This is a genomic window from Methylobacterium sp. J-067 (genome assembly GCF_022829465.1).
Classification (GTDB): Bacteria; Pseudomonadota; Alphaproteobacteria; order Rhizobiales; family Beijerinckiaceae; genus Methylobacterium; species Methylobacterium litchii.
In genome coordinates, this window is sequence record NZ_JAKSXZ010000092.1 from 85,838 (window position 1) to 107,682 (window position 21,845).

Annotated in this window: 21 protein-coding genes; 10 read left to right on the forward strand and 11 right to left on the reverse strand. The window is 64.9% G+C overall.

What is annotated here, in order from left to right:
• Nucleotides 1-2: 2 nt before the first annotated feature.
• Both MKK52_RS09480 and MKK52_RS09485 read right to left on the reverse strand, forming a co-directional pair.
• On the reverse strand, nt 3-1,439 hold the full coding sequence (locus tag MKK52_RS09480; protein WP_056217678.1) for a YncE family protein: 1,437 nt from the start codon (nt 1,437-1,439) through the stop codon (nt 3-5).
• The gene (locus MKK52_RS09485) at nt 1,436-1,891 is read right to left on the reverse strand and encodes a DUF305 domain-containing protein (RefSeq protein ID WP_056160290.1); all 456 of its coding nucleotides are present in this window, start codon (nt 1,889-1,891) and stop codon (nt 1,436-1,438) included. Before MKK52_RS09485 ends, MKK52_RS09480 begins: the two co-directional genes overlap by 4 nt.
• Nucleotides 1,892-2,073: 182 nt before the next feature.
• Here MKK52_RS09485 and MKK52_RS09490 point away from each other — a divergent pair, with 182 nt between their 5' ends.
• The 5 genes from MKK52_RS09490 to MKK52_RS09510 are packed head-to-tail and all read left to right on the forward strand — an operon-like array spanning nt 2,074 to nt 5,041.
• Nucleotides 2,074-2,457 carry a hypothetical protein gene (locus tag MKK52_RS09490; RefSeq protein ID WP_056160287.1) on the forward strand — a complete coding sequence of 128 codons (384 nt, stop codon included), beginning with the start codon at nt 2,074-2,076 and terminating at the stop codon, nt 2,455-2,457.
• A gap of 13 nt (nt 2,458-2,470) precedes the next feature.
• Nucleotides 2,471-2,980, forward strand: coding sequence for an RNA polymerase sigma factor (locus tag MKK52_RS09495; RefSeq protein WP_056217681.1), 510 nt, complete (start codon nt 2,471-2,473; stop codon nt 2,978-2,980).
• Nucleotides 2,977-3,786: an anti-sigma factor family protein gene (locus MKK52_RS09500; RefSeq protein WP_056160280.1), complete on the forward strand. Its 810-nt coding sequence runs from the start codon at nt 2,977-2,979 to the stop codon at nt 3,784-3,786. The genes MKK52_RS09495 and MKK52_RS09500 overlap by 4 nt, the downstream gene beginning before the upstream one ends.
• Nucleotides 3,783-4,673, forward strand: coding sequence for a LysR family transcriptional regulator (locus MKK52_RS09505; RefSeq protein WP_056217684.1), 891 nt, complete (start codon nt 3,783-3,785; stop codon nt 4,671-4,673). The genes MKK52_RS09500 and MKK52_RS09505 overlap by 4 nt, the downstream gene beginning before the upstream one ends.
• Nucleotides 4,670-5,041, forward strand: a complete 372-nt coding sequence (locus tag MKK52_RS09510; RefSeq protein ID WP_056160273.1) for a YidH family protein — start codon at nt 4,670-4,672, stop codon at nt 5,039-5,041. The genes MKK52_RS09505 and MKK52_RS09510 overlap by 4 nt, the downstream gene beginning before the upstream one ends.
• A 3-nt stretch (nt 5,042-5,044) precedes the next feature.
• On the opposite strand, the gene MKK52_RS09515 is transcribed toward MKK52_RS09510, so the two are convergent.
• The 8 genes from MKK52_RS09515 to MKK52_RS27110 form a co-directional block, all read right to left on the reverse strand.
• The gene (locus MKK52_RS09515; RefSeq protein WP_056160270.1) at nt 5,045-6,130 is read right to left on the reverse strand and encodes a sulfite oxidase; all 1,086 of its coding nucleotides are present in this window, start codon (nt 6,128-6,130) and stop codon (nt 5,045-5,047) included.
• A gap of 78 nt (nt 6,131-6,208) precedes the next feature.
• A complete protein-coding gene (locus tag MKK52_RS09520) occupies nt 6,209-7,192 on the reverse strand; it encodes a beta-propeller fold lactonase family protein (RefSeq protein ID WP_056160267.1) in 984 nt (327 codons plus the stop codon).
• 184 nt (nt 7,193-7,376) lie between these two features.
• Complete coding sequence (locus MKK52_RS09525) at nt 7,377-7,715, reverse strand: c-type cytochrome (protein WP_056160265.1); 339 nt, start codon at nt 7,713-7,715, stop codon at nt 7,377-7,379.
• 11 nt (nt 7,716-7,726) lie between these two features.
• Nucleotides 7,727-8,950: a molybdopterin-dependent oxidoreductase gene (locus tag MKK52_RS09530; protein ID WP_243953555.1), complete on the reverse strand. Its 1,224-nt coding sequence runs from the start codon at nt 8,948-8,950 to the stop codon at nt 7,727-7,729.
• A gap of 196 nt (nt 8,951-9,146) precedes the next feature.
• On the reverse strand, nt 9,147-10,286 hold the full coding sequence (locus tag MKK52_RS09535) for an adenylate/guanylate cyclase domain-containing protein (RefSeq protein WP_243953556.1): 1,140 nt from the start codon (nt 10,284-10,286) through the stop codon (nt 9,147-9,149).
• 101 nt (nt 10,287-10,387) lie between these two features.
• Complete coding sequence (locus MKK52_RS09540; protein ID WP_409564643.1) at nt 10,388-11,449, reverse strand: YeiH family protein; 1,062 nt, start codon at nt 11,447-11,449, stop codon at nt 10,388-10,390.
• 183 nt (nt 11,450-11,632) lie between these two features.
• Nucleotides 11,633-12,271 carry a 2,3-bisphosphoglycerate-dependent phosphoglycerate mutase gene (locus MKK52_RS09545; RefSeq protein WP_243953558.1) on the reverse strand — a complete coding sequence of 213 codons (639 nt, stop codon included), beginning with the start codon at nt 12,269-12,271 and terminating at the stop codon, nt 11,633-11,635.
• 636 nt (nt 12,272-12,907) lie between these two features.
• On the reverse strand, nt 12,908-13,618 hold the full coding sequence (locus tag MKK52_RS27110) for a TetR/AcrR family transcriptional regulator (protein WP_243953559.1): 711 nt from the start codon (nt 13,616-13,618) through the stop codon (nt 12,908-12,910).
• A 90-nt stretch (nt 13,619-13,708) separates the two neighbouring features.
• Here MKK52_RS27110 and MKK52_RS09560 point away from each other — a divergent pair, with 90 nt between their 5' ends.
• Complete coding sequence (locus tag MKK52_RS09560) at nt 13,709-14,197, forward strand: DUF892 family protein (protein ID WP_147840893.1); 489 nt, start codon at nt 13,709-13,711, stop codon at nt 14,195-14,197.
• A gap of 153 nt (nt 14,198-14,350) precedes the next feature.
• On the forward strand, nt 14,351-14,797 hold the full coding sequence (locus MKK52_RS09565; protein ID WP_243953560.1) for a hypothetical protein: 447 nt from the start codon (nt 14,351-14,353) through the stop codon (nt 14,795-14,797).
• Between the two features lie 363 nt (nt 14,798-15,160).
• On the opposite strand, the gene MKK52_RS09570 is transcribed toward MKK52_RS09565, so the two are convergent.
• Nucleotides 15,161-17,224 carry a DUF6538 domain-containing protein gene (locus tag MKK52_RS09570; RefSeq protein ID WP_313898744.1) on the reverse strand — a complete coding sequence of 688 codons (2,064 nt, stop codon included), beginning with the start codon at nt 17,222-17,224 and terminating at the stop codon, nt 15,161-15,163.
• 598 nt (nt 17,225-17,822) lie between these two features.
• Between MKK52_RS09570 and MKK52_RS09575 the strand changes: the two genes are divergently transcribed.
• From MKK52_RS09575 to MKK52_RS09585, 3 genes are read left to right on the forward strand one after another with little or no spacing between them, the layout of a single operon-like run.
• The gene (locus MKK52_RS09575) at nt 17,823-18,266 is read left to right on the forward strand and encodes an ATP-dependent nuclease (protein WP_243953562.1); all 444 of its coding nucleotides are present in this window, start codon (nt 17,823-17,825) and stop codon (nt 18,264-18,266) included.
• 54 nt (nt 18,267-18,320) lie between these two features.
• The gene (locus tag MKK52_RS09580) at nt 18,321-19,724 is read left to right on the forward strand and encodes an ATP-dependent nuclease (protein ID WP_243953563.1); all 1,404 of its coding nucleotides are present in this window, start codon (nt 18,321-18,323) and stop codon (nt 19,722-19,724) included.
• Entirely contained in the window at nt 19,721-21,625 is a 1,905-nt protein-coding gene (locus MKK52_RS09585; protein ID WP_243953564.1) for an ATP-dependent helicase, read from the forward strand. The genes MKK52_RS09580 and MKK52_RS09585 overlap by 4 nt, the downstream gene beginning before the upstream one ends.
• Nucleotides 21,626-21,845 lie beyond the last annotated feature (220 nt).

Genomic DNA, 21,845 nt, shown 5'->3' on the forward strand with positions numbered 1-21,845 from the left:
GTTCAATCCACAGTCTGCATCTGGACGACGCCGCCGAGTTCACCGGGCTTGCCCGAGACCACCACGAGGTAGCGCCGGCTCGCGCCGGCATCCGTGCGGGTGATCTGGCGGATCGGGCCGATCGCGTTGACGATGGCCGCGCCGGCCGGGTTGGTCATGAAGGCGGCGAGCGGCTCCAGGCCTGCGGCCCCCTTCGGATCGGCGGCCAGCGCCAGCACGAACGGCATCTTCGAGGGCAGTCCCGTTACCGCGGCCTGCAGCGTCTGCAACACGCCCTGGTCGAACAGGGTGACCTGCGTCGCCGGCTTGCCATCGGTACCCGCGAGCGTCAGCGCGCTGGTCTTGCCGGCTGCGCCCAGCGCTTGGAGGTTTTGCATTCCGTCGCCCTCCGGCACGGCGTTCGGGACGTAGGCGACGCCCTGCGGACCCTGCCCGATCGGCACCTCGGCGATCACCGTGTTCGACGCGGTGTCGATCACCGCCGCCTTGTCGGCGTTCTCCAGGCCGACATAGACGCGGCTGCCGTCGCCCGAGGGCCAGAGCCCGTGCGGTAGGGCGCCGGTCGGAATGGTGGCGACCTGGGTGAAGTCGTCGGTGCGAAACACCTTGACCTGGTTCAGGCCGCCGATCGTCACGTAGGCGAACTGGCCGGCCTTGGTCGAGACGATGTTGACGTGGTTGGTGATCGGCCCGGTCTCGATCGTCTTCAGCGGCGCGAATGGCGGCGTCGCAGAGAACACCTGGGTCCGGCCGACATCCTTGAGGGTGAACCACACCTGCTTGCCGTCCGGTGTTGCGGCGATGTCGGGGCAGAACGGGCTCTCCTGCTTCACGCGCCCGACGATGGAGTGGGTCTTCGTGTCGATCACCACCGTCTCGGGGCTGAAGCTGGAGCAGACATAGCCGTAGGCGCCGTCCGGCGAGAAGATCGTCATGCCGGGCCCGTTCGGCACGGTGATTCGGCGCGTCTCCTTGGCGGTCGCGGCATCGAGCACGGCGATGTAGTCCTCGCCGCGCACGCTCACCCAGACCTCTCGGCCGTCCGGCGTGAAGAAGGCCTCGTGCGGCGCGCGGCCGACATAGGCGGTGTGGCGGACCGTGTTGGTCGCCGTGTCGATGAAGCTCACGGAGTTCGAGCCGATCGAGACCGCGAGCAGCGTCCTGTGGTCGGGCGAGAAGCCCATGCCGTGGACGAGGAGCTGGCCGCGATAGAGCGGGCTCAGGTTCATCGGCGTCGGGTCGCCGAGCCGGATCACGCCGAGCAGGACGTTGGCGGCGGGATCGACCACCGAGACCGTGTTGGAGAACTGGTCCGACGTATAGAACCGGTCCCTGCCGCTGACCGGCACGTCCGGTGCAAAGGCTGCACCCGGGGCCTGCCCGGCGAGAGCCGAGCCGGAGAGCATCGCGAGCGCGAGGAGGGTGAGGGCGGTCTTCATCGGCAGATCTCCGAAGGCATCTCGGCGGCAGGGGCCGTGCCATGGTGGTGAAGGTGGGTGGCTGCGGCAGACGAATCCGGCGCGGGAGGGAGATCGGCGAGCGCCCGGCGCATCACCGCGATCTCCTGGCCCTGTTCGACGATGATCCCCTGCGCGAGGCGGCGCAGGACCGGATCCTTGCCGTAGAGCAGCTCTGCCTGGGCCATCGCGATCGCGCCCGCGTGGTGCGGGATCATCATCGCAGCGAAGTCGCGGTCCGGATCGCCCGAGGGCGGGACCATCATGTCGGCATGCATCCGCGTCATCGACTGCGCCATCATCGCGTCGAAGGACGCGGAGACGATGGCCGGCGGCTCGGCGGCGGCCAGCGTCGGGGGCATCATCATCCGGCCGCCGACGAGGCCGCCGGCCATCACGGCGGCCGTGAGCGCAAATCCCAGTGCTCCGCGCATGGGCCGTCCTCCTCGTTCGTTGTCGATGGGAGAGATGCCGGGGAAACGGCTTTATTCCCTGGCCGGGGACGAATTGGTGGCCCTGCCGATGTGATCGATCTTTTCCAAATGTCAGTGGAATAGACGCGCCCGTTCGGCATCTCTCCCGATGCGGTCATGGTAGACCGCCGGAGACCTCACTCATGCGCACCATGCTGATCCGCGCCGCCTTTGCGGCCTTCGCCTTCTCCGCCGTCGCCGCCCAGGCCGCTGCGCCTGCGATAACGGCCGAGACTGCCAAGGGGCCGGCGCTCGTCGATTCCAAGAGCATGACCCTCTACACCTTCGACAAGGACATGGGCGGCAAGTCGATGTGCAACGGCCCCTGCGCCGCCAACTGGCCGGCACTGATGGCCGCCTCCGGCTCGGCTGCTAGTGGCGACTGGACGATGGTGACGCGGGACGACGGCACGATGCAGTGGGCCCACAAGGGCAAGCCGCTCTACACCTTCGCCAAGGATACGAAGCCCGGCGACATCACCGGCGACGGATTCCTCAACGGTGCATGGCACATCGCCAAGCCCTAATCGGTAAAGCCTCGTGGACGAGATCGCCGCCCTCATCGAACCGCAGATCCCAGCGTTGCGGCGCTACGCAGTCGCACTGTTGCGGGACCGCGAAGCGGCGGACGACCTCGTCCAGGACACTTTGGAGCGGGCGTTGTCCGCCTGGTCCGGACGTCGCCGCGACGGCGACCTGCGAGCCTGGCTGTTCACGATCGAGCGCAACCTGTTCCTTGGCACTGTTCGACGCCGGGGCCGGCGCGGCATCGATGTCGGCGCTGAGGCTTTGGAGCAGGTGCCCGATCCGGGTGCCGACCCCGAGGCCGCTATGGGGGCACGCGACGTGCTCACCGGGCTCGACACCCTGCCCGAGGAGCAGCGCTCGGTGCTGCTCCTCGTCGCGGTCGAGGATCTGTCTTATGCCGAGGCGGCCCAGGTGCTCGGGGTACCGCTCGGCACGGTGATGTCGCGGTTGAGCCGGGCCCGGACGCGGATGCGCGGTTTTCTGGAAACTGGCCGGACCGGACTCTTGAGGAGGGTGAAATGAGCGGGGATCCGCGCCCGGTCGGCGAGGACGACCTCCACGGCCTGATCGACGGTCGTCTCGAACCGGAGCGGCAGGCGCTGGTCGAGGCATGGCTCAGGGGAAACCCCGCGCGGGCGGCGGAGGTCTCGGCGGATCGCGCCCTACGCGAGCGCTTGCGTGCCCGCCTCGCGCCGATCGCCGAGGAGGCGATTCCGGCGCGGCTCCGGGTGGCCAACATCCGCTCGCGACATCGCCCGATAACCTACCGCTGGCTTCCGGTCGCGGCTGCGGCCGTGCTCTGCCTCGCGGTCGGCGGCGCCGCCGGCTGGTTCGGCCATGCCGCGCGGCAGGTACCCACGGTCACGCTCGCGCGAACCGAGCCAGCGACCGACGACGCGGTGGCGGCCTTCCGCACCTACGTGGTCGAGGCGGTGCATCCGGTGGAGGTGCGCGCCGACGAGAAGCCGCACCTTGTTACGTGGCTCTCGAAGCGCCTCGGCCGGGCGGTGACCACCCCCGACCTTACGGCGTACGGCTTCCGCCTGATGGGCGGCCGGCTGCTGCCGGCGGGTTCCGAATCCGCCGCGATGCTGATGTACGATGACGACCACGGCACCCGGCTGACACTCTACAGCCGCGTAGGCGATGCGGATGGCCGCACGGTGTTCCGCTTCGCCCGCGAGGGCGACATCGCCGCCTTCTCCTGGGTCGATGGCGGCATGTCCTACGTCGTCACGGGTCGCACCGACGAGGCGCGGCTGTTGATCGTCGCGCAGTCGGTCGACGCGCAAGTCCGTGGACTGCCGGTTCCGCAGCGGCAACCATGACCCTCGACCAACTCCGCATCTTTGTGGCGGTGGCCGAGCGACAGCACGTGACGCGGGCCGCCGAAGCGCTGAACCTCGTCCAGTCGGCGGTCAGCACGGCGATCGCCAACATCGAGGGGCGACACGCCACCAAGCTCTTTCACCGGGTCGGCCGCGGGATCGAGCTGACTGAGGCGGGGCGCATATTTCTCGTCGAGGCCCGCGCCGTGCTCGCCCGGGCCGAGGCCGCCGAACTGGTGCTCGCCGACCTCAGCGGCCTGCGGCGCGGGACGCTGGCGCTCTACGCCAGCCAGACCATCGCCAGCGACTGGCTGCCTCGCCACCTCGTCGCCTTCCGCCGGGCCTACCCTGAGATCGCTATCCGGTTGGCGGTGGGCAACACCACCGACGCCGCCGACGCGGTGCGCGCCGGGCAGGCCGAACTCGGCTTCGTCGAGGGGGCGCTCGACGACCCGACGCTTGCGAGCACCACCATCGCGCAGGACCAACTGGTCCTCGTGGTCGCCCCTGGCCATGCCTTCGCCGGGGCGACCGACCTCGAACCCGAAAATCTCGCCGGGGCCGACTGGGTGCTGCGCGAGGCGGGATCGGGAACCCGCTCGGCCTTCGAGGCGGCCCTGGGTGCGGCCGGCCTCGCAGCCGCCCAGCTTCGGGTCACGCTCGAACTGCCCTCTAACGAGGCGGTGCGCGCCGCCGTCGAGGCCGGGGGCGGGGCCGCCGTCCTGTCCGAGACCGTGGTCGCCGCCGCGCTTCGGACCGGAACCCTGGTGCGGGCGGCGTTCGCCCTGCCGAGCCGGCCGTTCCGGGTGCTGCGCCACAAGGAGCGCTACCGCAGCCGGGCCGCCGACGCGTTGCTCGACCTGATCGCGACGGCGGATGCCGGATGAGCGATCCTGCGAAACCCGTGCACCCCGACGATCCCCGGGTGAGGCTCGCCGAGGACCGGACGGTTCTGGCAGCCGAGCGTACGTTCGTGGCGTGGCTTCGCACCGGGCTCGCCTTCCTCGGCGTCGGCCTGGCCGCGCAGCGCTTCCTGCGGGAGGTGCTGGCGGTCTGGCCGCTGAAGGTGCTGTCGCTCACGTTGATCGCCTGCGCGCTTGCCTCGTTCGCCGGCGCCGCATGGCGGGACCGGGCGATCCGGGCGCGTCTCGCCGATGCCGAGATCCCGATGATGCCGCGCATCCTCACCGTCGGGATCGTGGCCTTGCTGATCGCGATCTCGGGCCTTGCGGCCACCGCCCTGCTCTGGGCGTGACGGTCAGGCCACAGTGACCCGTACCCGGTGCCAGGCGGCGCTGAGGTAGCCCTTGTAGTTCCAGGTGTCGTCGGGCGCGGCCGGCTGGGTCTGGCCGGCGGAGTCCCAGGCCCGCACCGCGAGTTCGTGCTCGCCCGCGGTCAGCTCGCGGTCGATCTCCCAGAACGTCCAGGCGTAGGGCGCGTCGGCATCGCGGTCGATCCGGGCCTGCGCCCAGCTGCGGCCGCCATCCGTCGAGACGTCGACGCGGGCGACCGCGCGATCGCTGGCGATGGCGTAGCCGCGGATCGCGTGCCGGCCGGGCTTCAACGCTGCGCCGCGGGCGGGCTCGCAGATCGCGCTGTTGAGCGGCATCGCCTCGATGGTGATGCCGTGGGCGGGGTCCGCGGTCTCGGCGGTCACGTCGGGCGGAAACAGCTTGTAGTCGTCGGCCTGCATCGGGTTGTCGGAGGGGTGGTCCTGCACCGTGATGCGGGCGAGCCATTTCGGGCTGCGGATGCCGGCAAATCCCGGCACCACCACGCGCAACGGATAGCCGTGCTCGGGGGCGAGAGGCTCGCCGTTCATCGCGAAGGCGAGCAGCGTCTCGGGCGCCAGCGCCTTGGCGAGCGGGATCGAGGCGCCGAAGCGTATGTCCGACCCCGCGATACGGTCGTGGCTCTCGAAGGCGACGTGGCGCGGACTGCCCGCATCGATCCCGGCGGCGTGCAGGACGTCGGCGAGCCGCACCCCAGTCCATTCCGCGTTGCCGATGGCGCCGGCCGCCCACGGGTCGCCGGCGACCGGGGCCACCGCCAGCATGTCGGCCCGGCGGTTGCCGGCGCATTGCATCACCGCCGTGACGGTGACGTGCGCGAAGCGTGCCTTCAGATCGGCGACGGACAATTCGAGGGGCGTCGCGATCATCCCGTCGACAGTCAGGCGGTAGCCGTCGGCGTCGAGGTCCGGGATGTCGCCGTGGCTGCGGACGTAGAAGTCGGCCTGGTCGGTGAGGAAGGCCGCCCGCAGGCGATCGAGCGGCGGCTCGGCATTGTAGGGCGCCTCGCCGTGCACGATGAGGCGGTCCTTGCGCTGGAACAGGCCGAGCATGGGGTTTTTGTCCTGCGTTCGTGACGTATCGACGACGAGAACGCGCCGGGGGCGATAAGGCCCCCGGCGCGCGTCGCCTCAGGGCTTCATCGTCGAGACCACCGCGTTCTTCGCCCGGTCCACTACGGCGACGCTGAGGTCGCGGTTGAGGACGTAGGCATGGGCGTTGTCGGCCGAGAACGCGATCGCCTGGCGCGGCTCGTTCAGGCCGGTCACCGTGGCGACGACCTTGAGGGTGCCGGTGTCGATCACCGAGAGCGAGTTGTCCTTCAGGTTGCCCGAATAGACGAAGCGCCCGTCCGGGGTCAGTGCGGCGCCGTAGGGGTCCTTGCCCACTTCCACTTCGGAGGTGACCTTATGGGCGGCGACATCGACCACGCCGATGGTATTACGGCCGCTGTTGGCGGCAAAAAGCGTCTTGCCGTCCTTGGTGATCGAGATGGCGCGCAGCTTGTCGAACCCGGCGATCTCACCGGTGATCTTGTTGGTGGCGGTATCGACCAACGTGATCTTGTCGCCAAGGAAGTTCGTGACGAACACGGTCTTGCCGTCAGGCGACAGCTTCACGCCCTGGCGCGGCTGCGCGAAGCCGGGGATCACGGCCTCGGCGAGCATGGTCCTGGTGTCGAACACGGTCAGCGTGCTCGCGGCCTCGTTGTTGACGTAGAGCTTGGCCCCGTCGGCCGAGAGCACCGTGCCGAACGCGCCGGGGCCGGCGGCGAGAACGCCGGCTTCCTTGCCGGTGGCGGTCTCATAGACCGTGATCCGGCCGGTGCCACTGTCGGAGACGTAGAAGCGGGCGCCGTCCGGCGCGAAAACGATGTTGCGCGGCGTGACGAAGCCGTCGAGGCGGCGCAGCACCGTGCCCTTGGCGACGTCGTAGACGATGACGGCGCTCTCCTCGCTGTTCGACACAGCGGCGACGGTCCCAGCGGCGTTCAGCGCCAGGGCGTTGTTCTTGATCGCGCCGTCGAAGCCAGCGGCGGACCCGGGCTGGCCCTGGGCGAGGAGCAAGGCGGCTCCGGCGAGGAGGGCGCGGAGGCTGGTGCGGACGTGGGTCATGAAGCGTGTCTCTCTGGCATGCGCGCTCGTTCGGCGGCCGGGGCCTGCCGTGAGGCATGGTTCTAATTCGGATTGCGTGATGCGAGACCGGTTTGGCCGTGCATCGCCCTGGGGAGATGCCGGAGGGCGCGGTCTATTCCCCGAGGCCGGCGAAAAAAACGCGGCGGCCTCGGGATTCGGGGGTTCAGGGCGTCGGCTTCAACGCCGTGAGGTAGTCGACGATGGTCTGCACGTCGGCCGGATCGACCGGCGCCTTGTAGACGTGAACCATCTTGTTCACGGTCTCGGTCCACTGCGCCTTCGTGAGCTTGGGCTGGGTCAGCACCATCCCGGCCGAGTGGCAGGCGAGGCAGTTGTTGTTGACCGCCTCGGCCCCCGGCCCGTCCGGGAAGATCCGGTCGGAAGTCGGGAATTCGATCGATTGCGAGGTGAAGCGCATCGGCTCGGGAGCCGAAGCGGCGAACGCCACCAGGGGAGACAGTATGAGGGCGGCGATGAGGGCCGCAGGGCGGATCGGGTTCATGGCTGTTCTCCTCAAGCGGCCTGGAAGGACACGGCCTCGATGCCGTTCTGCATGAAGCCGGCCCCGTTCCAGACCCGGTCCAGGGGCTGCGCGACGCCGTTGGTGTTGGTGCAGCGGACCCTGACCGTGTGGCTGCCGGCAGCCAATGCCGGCAAGCTGCCGTCGAAGCGGCGGAAGCTGTAGGGGCCTTCGTCCGCGCCGAGCTGCGCCGGGAACCACGTCGCGCCGCTGTCGCCTGAGAAGTCCACCGCCTTCACCCCGCAATCGCCGCCGAAGGCGATGCCGCGCAACGCCACCGGCGTTCCGGCCGCCACCTTGGCGCCATCGGTCAGGTTGGTGACGAACGAGCGCGGCACCATCCTGTTGATCGGCACCGTCTTGAAGCCGGTCTGACCGGGCTTGATGTTAGCGCCCGGCACGTCAGGAATGCGGTAAGCGGTCTTCATCCAGTACCCGTCGTCGGGCTTGTCCAGCACTTCGATGTCGGACAGCATCTTGACCCAGTAGGTCGAGTACCAGCCCGGCACCACGAGCCGGAGCGGGAAACCATTGAGCAGCGGCAATTGCTCGCCGTTCATCGCGTAGGCGATCATCACCTCACCATTGTTGGCGTGCTTGAGATCGAGCGACTTCTTGAAGTCGGGCGCGTCGTCGACCACCGGCTCGTCGAGGCCGTTGAAGCGCACCTGCACGGCACCGGCCTTCACCCCGGCCTTTTCGAGCACGTCCCTGAGGCGCACGCCGGTCCAGCGGGCGTTGCCCATCGAACCGTTTGCCCATTGCGCGCCGGTCACCCGCGGCTCGAACAACCCGCGCGAATTGCCCGAGCACTGGTTCACTGCGGCGATCTCGAAGCGCGGCAGGCCGGCGATGGCGTCGAGCGAGAGCGAGAGCTCCTTCTCGACATGGCCGTGGACCTTGAGCCGGAAGGTGCCGGCATCGACTTCGGTCGGGATCGAGGCCCAGTGCCAGCGGACGTAGAAGCGGTCGTTGGGGGTGAATACACCCTCGTCGAACACCGAGAACGGCGTCTCCAGTAGCGGCGGATGAGTGCGCTGGAGGATCATCTCGGCCTTGCCCGGAAAGGCCGTGGTCAGCGCCCGCTCGTCCGGGCCGCCGGGCAGCGGAAGCTTCACCGAGCCCGCCGCCCAGGCCGGTATGGCGGCGCCGAGGCTTCCGAGCCCTAGGCCACCCAGGACGAGGCGGCGGTTCATCGGTCTGTCCAGTCCGTGCATGGTCTCTCCCCTTGAAGGATGTCGGCGTCGATGCGTTCGAAGGCATCGGACCCGTGGCGATTCCTCGCGACCAGGGAGATGCTACGGGATACGATTTATTCCCACCAACGGTCTTTCGCGATACGAATGATCTCCAAACGCGATGATTTGAGAAGTTTCGATCTCCAATGGGACGATCAAGGACGCCGTCTCGGCGTCACGCCGCCGGCGCGCCGACGGGCGCGGTCCTGCGACACCCGAACAGGGCGTGACGCTCGGAAAAACCGCGCAAGGCGACGGTGCCGAGCGGTTCAAGGGCATGTGCCAACCCGTCGATGAAGGTGTCGGTGGCGATCAGCGGCGTGTTGTAGGTCTTGCACAGGCGCTCGACGCGGGCGAGCACGTTGAGATCGCGGCCGATCGCCGTGAAATCGACCCGGTCGCCGCCGCCGATATTGCCGTAGGCGACCTCCCCGACATGAAGTGCGACGCCGACCTCGAAGGCAGCCCTGTCACCGTCGCGCAGGTTCGCAAGCGCATCAAGCGCGGCCTCGGCGGCACGCAAGGCGGCACTGCGCGCCTCGGCCTCGTCGCGATCGGCATCGAACACGGCCAGTAGCCCGTCGCCGATGTACTTCAGCACCTCGCCGCCTTCCGCCTCGACGGCCGGCACGATGGCATCGAACATCCGGTTGAGGGCGGCCACGACACGGTCGGGGCTTTGCCGGTCGGACAGTTCGCCGAACCCGCGCAGGTCGGTCAGCATCATCGCGGCCCGCATCAAGCGTACGTCGCCGCGCCGCACCGTGCCGGCCAGGATTTGCCGCGCCGGGTCGCGTCCGACATAGGCGCTCAGCACCGCGCCTAGCATGTCGTCGAGCGCCTTGATCTCGAACAGCAGCGAGAACGGCTCGACCAGTGCCAGCAACGTGTCGATCTCGATCGGCGTGAAGCCGCTCGGTCTCGCCGTGGCCCAGGAGGCGGCGCCCATGCGTCCACGCGCGGCGCGCAGCGGCACGATGAGGTAGTCGGTTAGACCCTCGGTGCGAAGCTCGCCGAGCACAGGAAACGGCAGCGGCCCATCCCCGTCGAGACGGCATCGGAATAAGGTACGGGTCTCGACTACGCGCTCGACGGTGTTGCCGTGGAAGGTCGGCGTACTCTCGATGCCGTGGCGGCGACGCAGGGCTAGGCTCGACGCTCCTGGATGCCAGACGCGCATTACCCAGCGGAACGACGGATGCAGGGTCGGCGCGTGGGTGGTGGCGCGGGCCAGTGGCAGGCCAAGCCCCGAGAGGCACGCACTGAACCCGTCGAGAAGGGCTGCCGCGTCCGCCGCTTCGCGACCCGGCCCCATCAACCATCCCGTCGCCTGCGCGACCGCCTCGGACGAACATTGGGACGAACGTGTCACGGCAGTTCTTTCATCAAGGTGTTGGATCGATGCCATAGCGCGGATCAGACGAGGCCGAGCACGCGGATCAGGCCGAGGCTGACGGCGCCGAGGGCGAGGAGCGAGGCGACCACTGCGAGGGTCACCCGCGCCCCGGCCTTGGCGACGCTGCGCACGTCGACCCCGAGGCCGAGCGCCGCCATCGAGACCACGGTCAGCACGTTGGCGGTCTCCGACATTGGCGTGAGCGCAACCGGCGGGATCAGGCCCGTCGAGCGAAGGCCCGCGAGCGCAAGGAAGGCGAGGATGAACCACGGCACCAGGCGGTGGATCGCGAGGCCGCCGCGGGCCGGGCGGTCGCCCGCGGTGACGCCGGGGGCGGCCTCGTCGGTCTCCTCGCGCAGCCGGCTCGCGCCGAGCGAGAGCACCAGGACGACAGGGCCTAGCATCAGCACCCGGACGAGCTTCACCAGGGTTCCGACCTGGACGCTGAGCGCCGCGACCGGCGCGGTGGCGGCGAGCACCTGCGGCACGGCGTAGACGGTAAGGCCGGCGAGCACGCCGTACTGCATCGGCGACAGGCCGAGCAGCGGCACCAGCAGCGGCAGGCCGAGCACCACCAGCACGCCTAGCACCGCAGTGAAGGCAATGGAGGCGGCGACGTCCTCGCCGTCTGCGCCGATCACCGGTGCCGTGGCGGCGATCGCCGAGTTGCCGCAGATGGAGTTCCCGCAGGCCACGAGGATCGCCATGCGCGGATGCAGCCCGAGCGCCCGGCCGATGCCATAGCTCGAAAGTATCGCGACCACGACGACGCCCGCGATGCCGAAAAGCAGACCCGGACCGGCGGCGAGGATCGTCGTGAGGCTGAGCGAGGCCCCGAGTAGAACGACCGCGATCTCCAGTACGGTCTTGGCCCCGAAGGCGATGCCGGGAAAGAAACGTTGCGACGGGGTCCAGGCGGTGCGGATCGCGCTCCCGAGCAGGATCGCCAGCACCAGGGCTTCGAGCCAGGCGCGACCGAACAGATGCGCCTCGACGGCCTCGAAGCCGACCGCTGCGGCGGTGACCGCCATACAGAGACCCAGTCCCGGAAGGATGGCTCTCGTGCCGGCCAAGGCACGCATTGACCGAGCGTGGGAGAAAAGTCTGGGCGCGGACATGGGTGGCTCCGATGTGATGCCGGAGAATCCCATGTTCTTTTCATTCACTCCAACGGAATGATTAGATGCTTCCCATCACTGAAATAGATGAAATAAGTGCCCCTTCGCAGATCACGGAGACCCATTGTGAGACGCCGACAGGCGGATTCACCTTTCGATCCAGTGGGCCTTAATCGTCGTGTCCGCGGCAAGCTCATAGATCCTGACGGAGCCCGTCGCGAGTTCGAGGTGCTCGACCTCCGCCGGGCTCAGGTCTTCGAGCGCCATCACAAGCGCCCGCAGGCAATTGCCGTGGGCGACGACGAGCACGTCTCCGCCCATGACCGCCGGCTGGATGGTTCGGAGGTAGCATGGCACGATACGGGAGACGGTATCGCGCAGGCTCTCACCGTTCGGCGGCGCCTCGGCGTAGGAGCGGCGCCAGGTCTCGATCCGCTCCGCCCCCCAGCGCGCATCGGCGGCGATCTTGTCGAGCCCGCTGAGGTCCCCGTAGTCTCGCTCGTCCAGCGCGGCGAAGCTTTGGGGGACCAATCCGGGTTGCCCGAGCGCATCGAGGATAAGCCGGCCGCTCACGACGGCCCGCGTTAGCGTCGAGGTGAAGGCAGCGGAAAAGCGCCAGTTGCACTCTGCCAAACGCCGGCCGGCTGCCTCGGCTTCCCTCCGGCCCTGCTCGGTCAAGGGCGAGTCCAGCAATCCCGTGAACAGGCCGGATCGGTTGGCTACGCTCTGGCCATGCCGGACCAGCACGAGATGTCGCGTGACCGGGGCTTTGCAATCGTGAATCACGCTGTCTCCCGAGGCAGAGCACTTTCGTGCTGGTCGCATCGCCTCTGATGATGTCGGCATCCGACTTTAACGAACTTCGACCCTGCGATGGGTTGGACCGTCCATCCGGAGACGGCGGGTCATCCTAGGTCCGCTTATGAACGTCTTGCGACTCAAAGCAGCCAAGCTGCTTCCCACCCACCTTGGACATCGGTCCTAGCGGGTCTGATGTCGCGTACCCGGATCGGCGGCAAGGGCGTCGTGAGCATGGATTAGGAAGCTTGCGCTCAGCTTCCGGCGATTATGACGCCCGTATCCTACCGAGCTGCCTGGATACGGGAGACAGACCGTCAGCCTCGGCGGCGCAAGGCCTCGACCAGGACGGCGAAGACCGGCGCCTGCCGGCGGCGGCCGGGATAGTAGGGATGGTATCCCGGAAAGGGTTGGCACCAATCCGCAGGTAGCCCTTCGGGCGACAGGGATCACGGGGCCACTGGCCTCGTGATGACGGCGACCGACCAGCGCTCCGCCCCCTCGCGCAGGTCGGTCGCCGCTCACCATGATAGGTGATCGGCCGCATGGAACGCTTTGGCTTGGCCGTGTGATGGCACCACCTTCAATAAAGGCATTTTGGGGGGCGTCGCGTCGATCCCGAGGTCAGCGTACGCCCGGCCCACCCCAATCGGACATCCCGTCCGGACCCGTTTCCCCGAACGGGATCAGGCCGTCCGCCACCATGTCGACGACGCTTGAAACGTCACGGCGGGCACGCTCGCGCAGCGGGGCCAGATCGACGCCGTAGAGCGCGTGGATCTGAAGCGGTAGCAACGCCATTTCAACGATCCGAGTGGCGATGGGGATGGCCGCAGAAACCCGGTCCGGCGCATGGACGCCTCCGGCGATGGCCTCGGCGACGCATCCGACGCATCCCCCGAACCCGATTTCGTAGGAGGCCCGGGCCATGTCGGGGAAGCGCTCCGTCTCGACGATGGTGATACGCATCAGCGCGATGACGTCCGGAACGAAGGTCTCGTCGGCGAGCATGACGCACGCCCGCAGTATCCTATCCCTGACGGTACCGCCGTGGCCACCGTCCGAGATCCGCGCGAGCGAGAGCGCCACCCTGCGCCGGACCACCTCCTTGAACAACGCTTCCTTAGTCGGGTAGCGGGCGTACAGAGTCGCCTTGCCGGCATGGGCCAGCTCCGCGATTCCCTCGTACGTCGTTCGGTCGAAACCCTGCTGTAGGAAGAGACGGGTCGCGATGTCGAGCACCCTCGCCTCGACCTCGCCCGTTTGGTCAGCGCGAGGCCGCCCCCGTCGGCGAACCGACACGATGCCGGTCGGATCTTCGATCCGCTCACTCACAATTATCTCCCTGGCCCCGGAACAAGCAGACACCCCAAACGCTTCATTAAATGAACGCTACCGTTCATTTAATGATCCGGGATATTCGACATGGCAGAGAACGCATACGCCGACTGGTACGTCACGGGCCTGCAGGCAATCAAAAGCGCCGACGAGCAGGGCAAGGAGGCCGCGCAGGCGGCCACTAAGGACCTGAGCGATCCCGAGCTTCGGAAAATCGCCGAGGAAGGCGCCGCCGCCGCCGAACGGCACTCGGAGACGATCTCGCGCCTCCTGAAGGATGCCGGAGGCCAGCCGGGCGGCATGCCCAACGTTATCATGGAAGGCATCCGGGCCGGTACCATCCAGACGATGGACGCCGCTAAGGACCCCGAGGTGAAGGACGCCAGCGGCGTCGCCGCGGCCCAGATCTCGATCCACTACTACATCGCCGTCTATGGCACCCTTGCGTCCACCGCCAAGCACCTCGGTCGCGAAGAGGACGCCGCGGAGCTCAAGCGCATGACCGACGAGATGATCGCCTTCGACACGCGCTACACCGAAATCTCCGAGGCGCGGACCAACAAGCGCGCCAGCTAGCCGCTTCTTCGTCCCAAAGGTCGATGCGACGGCCGGCATATTCCCAACTCGGGTGTGCCGGCTCCGTCTCCCGACGATGTCGACACGTCCGCCGTCCGGCGGGCCTCGTTGCGAACCACCTGAGGGGGTGAGACGCATCAGGGTACCCTCAAGATGATCATCAAGTTCTCGACCTCGGTTTTTCTCCTGACCTGCCTTGCAGGTCCCGCGCTGGCCCAATCGGCGTCGCCGCCAAGCCCGATGCTTCACGGGAATTATTGCGGACCGGGCAACAACGCTCCGTTGGCGCCCGTCGATGCACTCGACGCCGCATGTGCCCGTCACGACGCCTGCACGCCGAACGGCGCTTTGGCGTCCAAGGCCTGCAACCTTCGCCTTCAGCAGGAAGCGGCACTGATCGCACGGGATCCTCGCCAGCCCGAGGACGTCAAGACGATGGCCGGCTTCGTCTCGGCAGGTGCGGCCATGATGCCGTCCGACGACTCGGCGCAAACTGAAACGGTCGCGATGCCGTCCCTGGAGGATCAGGTTCATCGGCCAAAAGCGATCCGTCGGATGGAACGCCATGTGGCGTTCCACCACTCGGCGACACGCGACTGAGGCGTCGGTTTGTCGACCGTCGATTTGGTCGACCGACCTACGGGTTCGGTGCCCGTCATCCCGACGGGCATGTCAGCACACCACTGAAAGCAGCCAGACTGCTCTCCACCCGACCCAGTCATACGTCTTTGCTTCGGGGGCAGCCTGTAAGCGGTAATTCAGGGTCGACGCCTTGCTCTGCAAACGACCCTATGCGGACGACTGGTCGCAGCCAGGCGTGATCGCTCATGGGACGCTGACAAAGCCATTTGTACAACCGCGATGGGCGGAGCGTAGAATGCGCGCTTGTGGGAACGGTTCAGCTTTTACAGCTCGCTTGAGCCCGTGCCGACCAAAGGCCAACACGAGCCGTTCTTTCGCACCCTATGCGGTCGACGACCGTCTTGGCTCGAACGAGGGGCGAGGTTGGCCAGTGGGCGCCGCATCCATCATTTTATTGATGTCAATCGGCAGAACAAGGTGGTCGATGACACCTTTGAGCATCATCAGGGTTTGACCTTTGTTGTAACGCTTGAGCTCGGACCGCCTTTCCTTGCTCTCATGGCCGATGAGCTCCTCCACGAATTCTCGTTGAACCCCGGCATTGCAAATGAGCGTCGTCACCGTGTGCCGGAAGGAATGAAAAACCACTTCATTACGCACGCCGTATTCCGATTTGAAGCGCTGAAACCACTTGCCAAAAGCGCTGCCGAATGACGCGTTGTCGCCGTCGGCGAGATCATCCTGTTGCTCGGGGCCTTCCTCGCCCTCCGGTAAGAGCAATTCATGCTCTCCTCGTTTCTGTACCAACGCTTCAAGCAAGCCCAGCTGCAACAGGTTTTGATGGAGGGGGACCCAGCGGGCACTGCCCTCCGCTTTCAGCTCGAGGGTCGGATCCGTCAAATTGAAGTACCAAATACCGGTCTCTGCATCGTGCACGACGTGCCGCACCCGGAGCTGGAAGATTTCGCCACGACGCATACCGCTGTGGCAGCCGATCAGGACGCCCCAGTACCGCTCGTCGCGCAGGACGTTCGGTCCCGCCCTTTTCCAGCTCCGACGACTTCGAACACCCGTGAACAAGGGTGCACTCAGCACGGCCACGAGTTCTGCCTGATCCCACATCGGCCGTTCGTCTCGCGCTCTGTGGAGCTTTGCTCGCGTGCGCTTCAGGTTGATGTGCAGACCTTCAAAGATCGATGGGAGACCCTTGGCGACGACTTCGTTGGTCTGGGCCCAAGGCCAGATGCCTGACAAGGCGGCCAAGTGCCGATTGAAGGTTTGCGGCTTCAGTCGATTGATCCCGGGCTTGCCGCTGCAATGCTCGATCAAGCCACCGATGCCGCGCGTGCGCTGGATGTCGCGCCACTCGGTGTTCTTGTCGTAGTTGGCCGGCAACGCTAGCAGAGCACGCTTGAACGCAGCCCCATCCGCCGGCCCATAGGCGCTGAGCGGCTTGTCCCCGCAGATCTCGACGAACATGCGTCCCGTAGACCGGGCTTGCCGTTCATTCGACGCTTTCCAGTTCCCGCTGTCGACGCGGTCCCGCGCATAAAGCGCCCAACTCTCGCTGAAAAGTTTATGTGCACCGCGCAGCATCGCGGTCTCTGGTGCTCCGGGCTGGGAGAGCGGAGCAGGTGCGGTCGTACGATGGGTCGTCGCGTGCCGAGGGTGATGGGGCAGGACGACATCGCGGAGAAAGGTCAGCTTCTCCTCGGTGATCGTGATGGCGGCGTCGAGCAAGGCGCGGCAAAGCGCGTTTTCATGGGGGTATGAGTCGAGGTCGATCTCGTTGCGCGCAGCGAGATCCTTTGCGGTATCACGAACGGCGGTAAAATTGTTGAGTGACCGGTCGCGTTTCAGGCCGTCCAATCGGCTCTCATAAAGGCCTAGCCATTCAGCTGGGTCATTGAGGGTCCCCTTTGGGGCGTCCGATGCGGTATCGCTGCTGTCGTCTATCTGGTTTTCGGAGGCTGGGCTGTCGGACGGAGGGAGATCCTCGAGTTCCGGAAAGTGCCCGATGGTGGCGAGCAGGCCATCGTGCTTGAGAGACTCGGATTCGAGGTACTGCTCCGCGAGCCGGGCGATATCGGTGCGCGTGAGCGACCGGTTGAAACGGACGAGGGTGAACAATGTCTCTGTCCCATCCCACAGGCGTTGCGCCATCCGACGAGCCTCGCCGGGTGTGGCGTGACCGAGTGAGCGCAGGATCTCACGCTGGCCGAACCGCTGGCGCAGATCATGGGGGATGATACGTCGAAAAAAGACCGTTTGTCGGCGATGGCGGAGGTGAGTACGAGGCAAGGCAGGAATCCCTGCCGTCCGGACAAGTGGACCTCCCGAGTGGACCTGGACGGAGCGGTCGGCCCGGGCGGGTCCGAAAACAGCCGAGAATTCAACGGTCGGCTGAGAATCGTGAGCTTTTGGCTGGGGCGCCAGGATTCTCACCCAGCACGAACACGGCCATTCATTCAGTACAAGTCATTGATTTTACACGCGCTTTAGCTTAGTGCGAACAGGCAGTTGATACGATCCTGCGCCCAGTGCCAAGGGCGCATTCCGCTGCTCCACAAGGGATCGTAGTGATCCGAAACTCGGAGGAATGGACGCTCGCTTTAAGCCACAGATATGAACGAGTCTTCGTCGGCAAAGCGCCAAGAGCCGACATGAGCTTGCTACCCGAAACCAGACGTTCGGCTTCGTGTCAGTCCTCGACATTCGGATCCGCGCCTAACGCGGACCTAACTTTGAAACGCCACAGAAGACATGGCTGCAGATAAGATCTGCTTGGATCGTCGCCGGCCCTTGGAGGATCACTCGAGCAAACGCGGGCGCTGGCATTTGGCACGAGATAAGCAGACACCCGACTGAGCTTAAGGAAGCCGAGCGGTAAAAAATTTTAGGGTGGTGATATCGATGCGGTTCGATGGTTGGCGACCAATTGTGGCACTGCCATCGCAACCTGAAATGCGATAGCCTGCCATCTTTACCCTGGAGGCGTAATGGACGGTACGAATGTACCTAACTGTCGCCCGGATATACCGCAATGCACATTAGCCGCCTCGTCATCAAGAATTTCAGGTGCATTCGGGATCTGGACATCTCCCTCTCGCCAACCTCAGTGATCATCGGGGAAAACAACGCGGGCAAGTCAGCGGTACTTGATGCTGTAAAGATCGCCCTCGGCCGGAAATGGGGGCGATCGGGGCAGACGGGCTTTTCAGAGTATGATTTTCCGTACCAACGCGACGCTGGCGTACCGAGGCCTGAAATCCTAATCAAGTTGTGGCTCGCCGAGGCTCAACCGGCGGAATGGCCTCAGCCGCTGATCGACGAGCTTTTTAGCATTGTGCGTACCGATCCGCACACCGGGCTAAACTCAATCTGCATGCAGGTCGTTTGCACGTTTGAAAGCGTCGCCAAATCGGTCGAGCCGGTCTGGCAGTTCATCAACGATCAGGACGTCCCACTCGCCGGAGCCGGCGCTTGAAACCAAAACCTTTCGCGCTTCTTCGACTACGTTCCGTGCTTCTCAATGTCCGCCATGCGTGACGCCAGCACCGAGTTTGGCGGACGCTCTCGATTTTGGGGCAGCCTACTTAAGACAATCGAAGTCGACGACGAAGTGGCCGCTGACCTTGAGCAACGCTTCGCTGCATTAAATGCTGAGCTGTTGGGCGCCGATCCTAAGCTTAATGTTATCAAGACCACGCTCCGAGCTATTAGTGCGGTGATCGCAAACGGCGCCGCCGGTAACGTGGACGTACGTGCTATCCCCGTAAATCTTTGGGAGGTCATCAGTAAGGCTGAGGTCGTGGTACAAGGCCAAGCTCAAGACCCCTGGCTGCCAATCGAAAAACATGGACACGGAGTACAAAGCCTTGCAGTTATTTTCTTGTTTCGGGCGTTCGTCGAAAATGCGCTTTCTGCCTCCCTCCATGAAGAGACCGAGCCGGTTCTCACGCTGGAGGAGCCCGAAGCTCACCTCCACCCGCAGGCCTGCCGATCATTGTGGGAGGCGGTCAAGGCGCTTCCGGGTCAGAAGCTAATTACGACGCATTCGCCCTTCTTCGTTCAGAACGTCCCCTTCAATGACATCGTTGTTCTTCGCCGGGCCCCCGGGGGACCTCGGGCCGCCGTCATCCCCCGGACGGCGTCGGCGCAGGTGCCGTACAATTCCGCCCTAGCCGACGAGATTGCGAACAATCCCGAAAGCTTAGCATGGGACCACGCGAAGGGGATGCTTGTCTGTTCGAAGACGCTGACAGAGGAACAATATCGGGCGCTGCTCCGCTGTTACACCGCCACAGATCGGCAGCCGCATCATGCCGCCTTAAGGGCCCTGCGTGAGGCGGGCCGGACCTTCATCGCCGATGAGGAAATCTCCAAGCTTGAGAGCTGGGCGAAGCGCATCCGCGGTGAGATATTCTTCGCGTCTAAGTGGCTGCTCTGCGAGGGCCAGGCCGACTATGCCATCTTAGGCGCCGTGGCGGAAAAACTTGGCTGTCCTCTTGATGCCCACGGTATCGCGGTTATTGACTATCAGAATAATGGGAGCGCCGGAGCATTCGCGGCTCTTGCGCGCGCCCTTGAGTATCCTTGGTCTATGATTTGCGACGGGGACGAGGGTGGGAATGATCACATTGGTCAACTTCGCAACCACAACTTTACCGATGCTGAGATCGCGGACCGAGTGACGCAGCTTCCTGCCGGTGTTGATCTCGAGCGCTTGATTCTCGCAAGCGCCCTCCGCCCATGTCTGTTAGCGGCAATCCGAGAGTTGGACGCGAGGGTCGCGGACACGGATCAAGCAATCCTAACGTATGCAGCGGCACACAAAGAGGTCGTTGCTGTCCGGGTTGGTGCGCAGATCCGGCTAACCGCACATCGGGATCATATCCCTGCGCAATTCCGGCGCATTTTTGTTCGGATCGGGGCATGCGAATGAGCGATCAGAACACTATCGACGGAGCTTTCGAGACCCTCAGCGAAATCCAGCGCGAAGCTGCAAGCTGGGGAGATGGAGCTTTCATGCTTCTGGCCGGGCCTGGATCGGGGAAAACGCGAGTTCTTACCTCCCGCGTGGCGCGGTTGTTCGCCAACGAGGCCGCCGCCAAATGGCGCATTTTGGCTTTAACGTTTACGACTCGCGCCGCTGACGAGATGCGAAGACGCATCGAGCAATTAGCGCCCGACGCCGTTGAGCGGCTGTACGTCGGCACGTTCCATGCCTTCGCCTGCGAAATTCTCCGTCAGTCCGGATCTCATGTCGGCGTTCAGACGGACTTCAAAATTTATTCAAATCCTGGCGACCGTGAATTGCTGCTGTCAGAAGCGCTACGCGTAGCCAAACTTGATCTCGGTGAACCCCTATCCAAGGCCTTCCCCGTGCTGGATGGTCTGCGTGAGCGGTTGGCGGGACCAGATAATTGCCTCCGGTTTTTCGCTGATCCAGATCGTGGCACCCGGTTTGCGGCGGCCTATCAAGCCTACGTGGACCATCTTGATCACGAGAACGCTCTTGATTTTCCCGCCATCCTCTACATGGCGCATAAGCTTTTCACCGATTTCCCCCTTATAGCTGAGCGATATCGCAGGACCTACCGATACATCAGTCTCGATGAATTTCAGGATACCAACTTGGCGCAATACGCCTTCTTGCGCGCTCTGACTGGGAATCTCTATAAAAACCTATTCGTCGTCGCGGATGATGATCAGGTAATTTATCAGTGGAACGGTGCAAGTCCACAGCGGCTGCAGCAATTCGCCAAGGACTACGAGCCAGCGCTCCTACAGATGCCGACGAATTATCGGTGCCCCGGCGAGGTCGTCGAAATGGCGAACCGCTTGGTGACCAACAATCGGCTCCGCACCGCTAACAAGCAGCCCCTTCTCTCCGGCAAAGCGATGCCAACGGCGCCGGATCGGGTGCGGATTTTAGTATTCGACGAGGACTCCCACGAGGCCGACGGCATTGCGGCCGATATCGAAGCCCGCCACGGCAACGCCCCCAGCAATATCGTCATTATCGCGCGAACCAAAGCAATTCTTCAGGCGACGAAAGGGGAGCTTGGGAAGCGCGGGATTCACGCCCAGCTCGCCCAGCGAAGGGACAGCTTCGCAAGCGTTCCGTACCAATGGCTCCATACCAGCCTTCAAGTGGCCAATCGCCGTTCCGACGAGAGAGAGTTCAAGAACTTCGTCGAAGTCGGCAACGCCATGTGGGGCTTTGATCTAGATACTTCTCAGCTGGCGGCAAGAGCAAAATCCACAACCGGAGACTTGCTGCGAACCTGGGCTAAGGCGGCCGCTGATCTGCCCCTAACTCCGCTCGGCGCTAGGATCATCCCGTTGTTGAGGTCCGACCTAGCAGAGGTTTTGGACTATCAGAAGTATCTAAGGGCAGCGAACGCGACCCTTAGCGCGGCTGTGCCAACGTTGCTCGAAGAATATCCTTCGGTCGACGAGGATGCGCGGGCGTGGAAAGAACTTTATAAGGAAATCACAGGCGCGGTCGGTCGTGCGGCGCCCCTCGAAGCATTTCTCCAAGAACTTGAACTGAGATCGAAGGAGCCGCCTTTAGAGGCTGGTGTTATTCCGCTTCTGACAATTCACGCGTCGAAGGGTGATGAGTTTGATCACGTCTATTTATTGGGCTTAGCCGAAGACGTTATTCCATCCTTCCAGAGCAAAAAACAGGGAGATAACAGTCCGCAGCTTGAAGAAGAACGACGGAATTGTTTTGTCGCCATCACCCGTTGCATGGAGACGCTGACGCTGTCGCGCGCCAAATCTTACAAAGGATGGACTAAGGCGCCTTCGAGGTTCCTAGCGGAAATGGGAATCTGAGGTTGCTCAGGCACACGAGCGGTTCTGTCGAAGATCTGCAAATGGTCACATCCGGCAGCCGGACCGCCCCACAATTGGGCTACCTTAGTGCAGACATCCCAGAGGTCGGCTAGGGGTCAGTTGTCCGCATTCCGCTGTTCAGCTGACGGTACGGAACTACGCGGTGCGCTCAGGAGCGTTTCGCCTGTCGTACCCGCGGTCGTTCTGTGCACTGTGCCGT

What these genes read in the sequence shown, in the direction of transcription:
- MKK52_RS09480 (WP_056217678.1), bottom strand. Translation starts at nt 1,439, where the DNA reads ATGAAGACCGCCCTCACCCTCCTCGCGCTCGCGATGCTCTCCGGCTCG.
- MKK52_RS09485 (WP_056160290.1), bottom strand. Translation starts at nt 1,891, where the DNA reads ATGCGCGGAGCACTGGGATTTGCGCTCACGGCCGCCGTGATGGCCGGC.
- MKK52_RS09490 (WP_056160287.1), top strand. Translation starts at nt 2,074, where the DNA reads ATGCGCACCATGCTGATCCGCGCCGCCTTTGCGGCCTTCGCCTTCTCC.
- MKK52_RS09500 (WP_056160280.1), top strand. Translation starts at nt 2,977, where the DNA reads ATGAGCGGGGATCCGCGCCCGGTCGGCGAGGACGACCTCCACGGCCTG.
- MKK52_RS09505 (WP_056217684.1), top strand. Translation starts at nt 3,783, where the DNA reads ATGACCCTCGACCAACTCCGCATCTTTGTGGCGGTGGCCGAGCGACAG.
- MKK52_RS09510 (WP_056160273.1), top strand. Translation starts at nt 4,670, where the DNA reads ATGAGCGATCCTGCGAAACCCGTGCACCCCGACGATCCCCGGGTGAGG.
- MKK52_RS09515 (WP_056160270.1), bottom strand. Translation starts at nt 6,130, where the DNA reads ATGCTCGGCCTGTTCCAGCGCAAGGACCGCCTCATCGTGCACGGCGAG.
- MKK52_RS09520 (WP_056160267.1), bottom strand. Translation starts at nt 7,192, where the DNA reads ATGACCCACGTCCGCACCAGCCTCCGCGCCCTCCTCGCCGGAGCCGCC.
- MKK52_RS09525 (WP_056160265.1), bottom strand. Translation starts at nt 7,715, where the DNA reads ATGAACCCGATCCGCCCTGCGGCCCTCATCGCCGCCCTCATACTGTCT.
- MKK52_RS09530 (WP_243953555.1), bottom strand. Translation starts at nt 8,950, where the DNA reads ATGCACGGACTGGACAGACCGATGAACCGCCGCCTCGTCCTGGGTGGC.
- MKK52_RS09535 (WP_243953556.1), bottom strand. Translation starts at nt 10,286, where the DNA reads ATGGGGCCGGGTCGCGAAGCGGCGGACGCGGCAGCCCTTCTCGACGGG.
- MKK52_RS09540 (WP_409564643.1), bottom strand. Translation starts at nt 11,449, where the DNA reads ATGCGTGCCTTGGCCGGCACGAGAGCCATCCTTCCGGGACTGGGTCTC.
- MKK52_RS09560 (WP_147840893.1), top strand. Translation starts at nt 13,709, where the DNA reads ATGGCAGAGAACGCATACGCCGACTGGTACGTCACGGGCCTGCAGGCA.
- MKK52_RS09565 (WP_243953560.1), top strand. Translation starts at nt 14,351, where the DNA reads ATGATCATCAAGTTCTCGACCTCGGTTTTTCTCCTGACCTGCCTTGCA.
- MKK52_RS09575 (WP_243953562.1), top strand. Translation starts at nt 17,823, where the DNA reads ATGCACATTAGCCGCCTCGTCATCAAGAATTTCAGGTGCATTCGGGAT.
- MKK52_RS09580 (WP_243953563.1), top strand. Translation starts at nt 18,321, where the DNA reads ATGCGTGACGCCAGCACCGAGTTTGGCGGACGCTCTCGATTTTGGGGC.
- MKK52_RS09585 (WP_243953564.1), top strand. Translation starts at nt 19,721, where the DNA reads ATGAGCGATCAGAACACTATCGACGGAGCTTTCGAGACCCTCAGCGAA.